General features: G+C 32.1%; 7 protein-coding genes. 6 read left to right on the forward strand and 1 reads right to left on the reverse strand.

Going from position 1 to position 5,962, the window contains the following annotated elements; genetic code table 11:
- Nucleotides 1-261: glycosyltransferase (locus QVB70_RS09490; RefSeq protein WP_287585495.1), on the forward strand; the 261-nt coding region annotated here is incomplete at its 5' end.
- A gap of 63 nt (nt 262-324) precedes the next feature.
- Nucleotides 325-780, forward strand: a complete 456-nt coding sequence (locus QVB70_RS09495) for a GNAT family N-acetyltransferase (RefSeq protein WP_287585496.1) — start codon at nt 325-327, stop codon at nt 778-780.
- Between the two features lie 185 nt (nt 781-965).
- Here the strand turns inward: QVB70_RS09495 and QVB70_RS09500 are convergent, their stop codons facing one another.
- A complete protein-coding gene (locus QVB70_RS09500; RefSeq protein WP_287585497.1) occupies nt 966-1,976 on the reverse strand; it encodes a Gfo/Idh/MocA family oxidoreductase in 1,011 nt (336 codons plus the stop codon).
- A gap of 155 nt (nt 1,977-2,131) precedes the next feature.
- On the opposite strand from QVB70_RS09500, the gene QVB70_RS09505 reads away from it, so the two are divergent.
- The 4 genes from QVB70_RS09505 to QVB70_RS09520 all read left to right on the forward strand — a co-directional run bounded on the left by QVB70_RS09505 (nt 2,132) and on the right by QVB70_RS09520 (nt 5,722).
- Complete coding sequence (locus tag QVB70_RS09505; protein ID WP_287585498.1) at nt 2,132-3,019, forward strand: DUF362 domain-containing protein; 888 nt, start codon at nt 2,132-2,134, stop codon at nt 3,017-3,019.
- 132 nt (nt 3,020-3,151) lie between these two features.
- Complete coding sequence (locus QVB70_RS09510) at nt 3,152-4,006, forward strand: glycosyltransferase family A protein (RefSeq protein ID WP_287585499.1); 855 nt, start codon at nt 3,152-3,154, stop codon at nt 4,004-4,006.
- 247 nt (nt 4,007-4,253) lie between these two features.
- Nucleotides 4,254-5,414, forward strand: a complete 1,161-nt coding sequence (locus QVB70_RS09515; protein ID WP_287585500.1) for an NAD-dependent epimerase/dehydratase family protein — start codon at nt 4,254-4,256, stop codon at nt 5,412-5,414.
- A gap of 8 nt (nt 5,415-5,422) precedes the next feature.
- Nucleotides 5,423-5,722 (forward strand): MoaD/ThiS family protein, encoded by a 300-nt coding sequence (locus QVB70_RS09520; protein ID WP_287585501.1) that lies wholly within the window; start codon nt 5,423-5,425, stop codon nt 5,720-5,722.
- The last annotated feature ends 240 nt before the right edge of the window (nt 5,723-5,962 follow it).

The raw sequence follows: 5,962 nt of genomic DNA on the forward strand, positions 1-5,962 counted from the left end.
AATGGAACCCCTGTGATTACATTTGATTCGGGAGGTGCTGCAGAAGCAGTTTTAGATAGAGAGTCAGGATTTATAGTTCCTAGGAGAGATTTAAATAAATTATATGAATCAGTAATTTATATTCTTACAGATGAGGTACGTGCTAATAAAATGGGAAGAAAAGCAAGAGAATGGGCTTTTAATCAATTCTCTGCTGAAAAAGAGGCTGTCAAGATGCTAAATATTCTTAAGAAGGTATTTCTAAGCAACTTAAATCGCTAAAAGAACATATAAAAAGATACAATGACCTTAACATAAGTGAATCTCCTTTTAGAAGGGCAAAGTATGAGAGTACTTGACTTAAGCAAAGAACTGGACAAACTTAAAGCATTTTATGATTCCTTAGATGAGGAAAAAAAAACATTTACACTTCCTTGGACTCTCCTTGAGAAGGCTATTATTGTTGTAGTTGAAGAAGATAAGGGAAGGATTATTGGGATTTCTGGAATTCGCGACAACTATTTTGCCTTTACATGTATAGAAAAGCAATTTCAAGGAAAAGGAATTGGAACCAAACTGATAAAGGAAAGGAATAAAATTGTAAAGAAAAATAGAATTGGAATTCTATATGCAACTACACACAAAAATAACATAATCGCTCAGAGATTATTGGAAAAATCAGGATATAATCTCGTAAAAATTGAAGAAGATATATATCATTATAAACTCTATATTACCATGAAAGCCAAATTACTAAAATTTTTAAGTAAATGGGCCAATAAGATTGGTTTAAAAACTTGATTTTGTTATATAGTAAATCAATTTCAATTCCTTTCACAAGAACTCTTTTGAAAAGCCTACTTGATTGATTTAATCACGTCAACATCTTTACGTCTGTATTATCAATATTGTTAACTAAACTTTGCCCCTAGTATATTTGCATAAAAGGACTTCATAACTGCACAAACTTCATTGGAATAAAATGATTATTTAATTATTTGCGAAGTTCTACTAAAATCATATGCCTTCTCAATTACTTTTAATACATTCAAACCGTCGTTATACGAGATCAATGGAGGTGTATCATCTAAAATACATCTAACAAAATGTTTTATCTCAAAATAATAAGGATCTAAAGATATTGGTTTTTTTCTAATACAACGTCTAGATAGATTTCTTAAAGAGTGCTTTAGGTAATGACTCGTCTTTCTAGGATACTCAAGATCCTCTGATGATACACTATTAACGTCACTATATATTTCAACACGATCTGAGTACACAAAAGGATAAAATGCAACTTGTAGTATAGCCATACATTTGTTGTATTTTAACACTAATAAAGCATAATCTTCTATGGAATCTGAGTACTGGAAGTCGAGATGAGTGAATTCTAGTGATTTCATTTCACCAAAAAACCAATTTAACAGGTCAATCATATGACACCCACTGTCGATCAGGACTCCCCCTCCCGCTAATTTTCTATCGAATTTCCACTCTGCAGGTGCTGCCGTAGGCGATGAAAACGGGCCACCATAAAAATATTGGGCATTACAACTTCTGATTTCTCCTAGTTCCCTCCTATCTAATAATTCTTTAACAGCATTGTATTTTTTTGAAAATCTGAAATGATACCCTACCATAAACTTTATTCCAGCTTTCTTCGCACTATTCATAATATTTACGGCTTCTTTAGTATTGCGACCCATTGGTTTTTCGATTAAAGTGTGAAGATTTTGCTCTGATGCTAGTATAGCTGCTTTTTCATGCAAAAAATTAGGTAAACAAATTGATAAAGCATCAATGCTTGATTTTTGAATCAAATCCAAAAAATCTTCATAAACTTCCTTAATCCCAAATATTCTTTCAATACGTTTTCTAATGGGTTGTGATTTATCAGCAAAGGATATTATGTCAACTTCTTCAGATTTTTGATAGTTTATTAAGTGTTGAGTTCCAATCCAGCCCCCACCAATGACACCTACTCTTAACTTTCTCATAAAACATACACTCATATTGATGATTAGTCAAATAAGCAAAAACACTCCTATCGCAATTTATTTTTGCATATACACATAAGAATTTAATTCAAGATATCTTTTTGTAGATCTAAGTTTATAAAACTCAATAAAATTGTTCTTTTTTAGGGATAAAATTGACAAAGAGAGATCTAGTTAGCCTGGTTGAAATAAAAAATGATAACTTGCGTGACGCACTAAATCAGGCGCTCGGTTTAATAGACATAAAAATCAATAAAGCAAATAAGATAGTCATAAAGCCTAATTTATGTTATTATTGGCATTCTTCAACTGGAGAAACTACTGATCCTCAGATTGTATCCACATTGATTGATTTTATTAGAGACAATATTGGACATGATTCAGATATTTCAATTGTTGAATCAGATGCTACTGCAATGAGGACAAAATATAGTTTCAAATTTTTGGGTTATGAAGATCTAGCAAGAGAAAAAGATGTTAAATTAGTAAATTTAAGTCAAGATGAGTATAAAATAAAAAAGATAGACGGCTATCATCTCCAAGAAGTGAAAATTCCTGAGACTTTATTAAATGCTGACTATTTCATTTCAGTCCCAAAATTAAAATTACAGGATCCTTCTCTAACCCCACTAACTTGTGCTCTTAAGAATCAGTTTGGGTGTATCCCTATTCAGAAAAAATCGCAATATCATCCAGTTTTATCCGAAGTTATTTCAGATGTGAATAGTGTTATATCTCCTAATCTTTGTGTCGTTGATGGCCGAGTTGTTAAGTATAATTCAAAGATTATTCCACTAAATTTGATCATAGCGGGAACAAATTCGCTTGCTACTGACATAATAGCGGCAAAAGTGTTAAGACTTAATCCTAAAAAGATCAAATGCATTCATTTGTATTCCAAACTTGCTGGAAATACCCAAGTCGAACCTATTGGAACTCCAATCACTTATTTTTCAAATAAGATTCCGAAAAATCAAAGTGGAAGAATATCCAGAAAATTAAAGAAATTTGCATATCGGATTTATAGATCAATAAACTATTAATTTTCTTTTGTTTCATCTTTATTCAAGCTCAAAAAGATTAAAAATAGTCAGATCAATTATAATTTTTGAATATTTTTTTTGGAGGAGTGATTACTGAATAGTAAATCATTAGAAACAAAGTTTGATATTTCTGTGATAATTCCGACTAAGAATTGTAAACGATGGATCGCCCCAAATATAAAAAGTATCCAAGAACAAAAGATAGACAAGAAATTCGAAATTATTGTTGTTGACGATAATTCCACAGATAGCATGCGTAGATTTTTAAAATTCTTGAATAAAAAATATCCAAATCTTACTCTATGCTTATTAAATAAAAGCAGAGGTTCGTATTACGCTCGAAATATTGGAGCTAAACAATCATCCGCAGATATTCTTGTTTTTACCGATTGTGATTGTGTAGCAGATGAAAATTGGATGAACAATATAACGTGCCCAATATTTTCAAAAAAGTACAGTGCAGTTCAAGGAGCTAGCAATATTCCCCTATATAATGGCTTCTGGATTACATTAGAAACTACAAGAGGTGCCCCAAAAGGACCTTTTGTTGATACAAAGAATTTTGCCATACGTAAAGAACTTTTTCTGAATTTAGGAGGATTTGATGAGAGATATCTTTTTAGTGGAGATGCCGATTTATGCCTTCGATTTTTAAAAAAGGGATTCAAAATTGGATTTAGATCAAATGCAATTGTATTCCACTTTTGGACTAATAATCCCTTTAGGTTAATAAAAAAAACTAAATTTTACGGATTAGGCGACCTACAAATATTCTTTGGACATGAAAAAGAAACTCAGATAAGTCCAATTTTTCTATTTAAGAAGTCAATTCTAATGTTAATCCGTGGTGCAAAAGAAGCGCTGCGCGCTAGACTGCCAATTCATTCTAGAATAATATATTTCTTTTATTATTATTTCTTTTACATGATAAGAGGCATATATTTCTTTTTATATTTTTATAAAGGTTTTTCTCACTTAAAATATTAGTAATTCTTACATATTTTGTTCTTAGGTTTCACAAAAGGTGAATCTTCTTTTTCGCTTCAATTTTGAAGTAATTTCACAAATATATTCTGCAAAAATATACTTAATATATTTGTTTTTTTTATTGCTTTAATTTCTTGATCTTCTGAGGCATTTATTGAATAACATTTCTTAAATTTATTAACTTAGAATGCATCATTCTTAAATAAATCAGTGATTATAGAATATCTATACTCTAAGGTGAGTTTCCTTGACAATTATTGTAACTGGTGCAGATGGGTACGTAGGTTGGCCTGCAATGTTAAGGCTTGCCGTTAAGTACCCTGACGAAAAAATTATTGGCATTGACAATGAAGCAAAAAAGCTATGGTCGCAAGAAATAGGAATATGGAGCGCAATACCAACATATTCAATGGAAAAGCGAATAGACACGTTTGAGAGAGTTTTTGGTCAAAATAATATTATATATAGAAAATTTGATCTCAGAAATCGAAGAAAATTATTAGATTTATTTATACAAACGGAACCTCACTCTATAGTTCATTTAGCTGCACAGCCAAGTGGGCCTTATAGCATGTTAGACGCCGAACATTCAATTTCTACACAAATGAATAATATTGGTTCAACGCTATCATTGCTTCATAGTATCAAAGATGTTATACCAGATGCACATCTGATTGAGTTAACGGGGATGGCCTTATATGGACTTGAGATCCCTGAGTTCTATATGGAACTCACTACAGCAGGGTTTTACGGGTTTCCAGAAATTGATGCAATTGATTGGTATCATTTATCAAAAGTATTTGATTCGAATAATTTACGCTTCGGTCAACTTGTTTACAATCTAAGCATAACAGATTTTAGAATAGGAATTGTCCATGGTACACATACTGAGGAAATAAGCAAAAACGAGAAACTTGCAACTTCTTTCTATTTCGATTTTTGGTTTGGAACGCTTTTAAACCGATTTTGCGCTCAAGCTAGTGTAGATTATCCCTTAACTGTTTATGGAAAAGGAGGACAAACAAGAGCATACATCTCCCTAGATGATGCGGTTGAAATGTTAAGTTATGCAATTGAAAGAAAAGCAGAATGTCAATATAACGTCATTAATGCATATGTAGACTGTGCGAGTGTTAGAGAGATTGCAGAAATGATACAACAGGCTGGTAAGAATCTTGGTATGGATATCGCTATAATGACGGTTCCTAATCCAAGAATGGAAATTGAAGAATGTTATACTCCAGAAGATACAGGACTGACTTCGATAGGATTTCAACCTAAAGATACAATAGATTCAAATCTTGAAACCATTCTTATAGATTTGGCAAGAGTAAAGGAAAGAATCAAAGCTAAGAAAGACAAATTTCTCCCTAGGATTCTACGAGATAAGGCGAAAATTACAAAATAGGTGCTTAGATGCCAGTCATTGAATTTGTTTTTTACTCAACATTTAAGAGAATAGCGGGTGAAAAAAAAATCTCAAGAGAAGTTGGACCGACTGTAAAAGATGCGATTGAAGCTTTAGTGGAAGAATTTGGAAGTGAAATGGAAGATCTTTTGATTGATTCAACTGGAATACTAAAACGCAATCTAATTTTTTCTTTAAATGGCACAGATATAAGAAAACTCAAGAGATTAAAAACATCCTTAAAACCAGGAGATACCATTTCCTTAGTTCAAGCCGTAGCGGGAGGAAGCGATTATCCAAGCATTTAAGAATCGGAATATTCCCTAAAAGTGATTTCTTAATTCAGAACAATTGAATTCACAAATTTTCTAGGTGAAGAAACATTGAAAAAAAAATCTTCAACTCAAGGAAGAAACCCTATTCGAAAAAACAAAAAAATACCCTTAGCAAACCCATTTGTGGGTCAAGAAGAGATTGATGCGGCTTCAAGTGTCTTACGTTCTGGGATCTTGACAAGTGCAACAGGAAGAGGGCCGAAAGTCATAGAG

It is taken from the genome of Candidatus Borrarchaeum sp., assembly GCF_019058535.1.
Taxonomy (GTDB): domain Archaea; phylum Asgardarchaeota; class Sifarchaeia; order Borrarchaeales; family Borrarchaeaceae; genus Borrarchaeum; species Borrarchaeum weybense.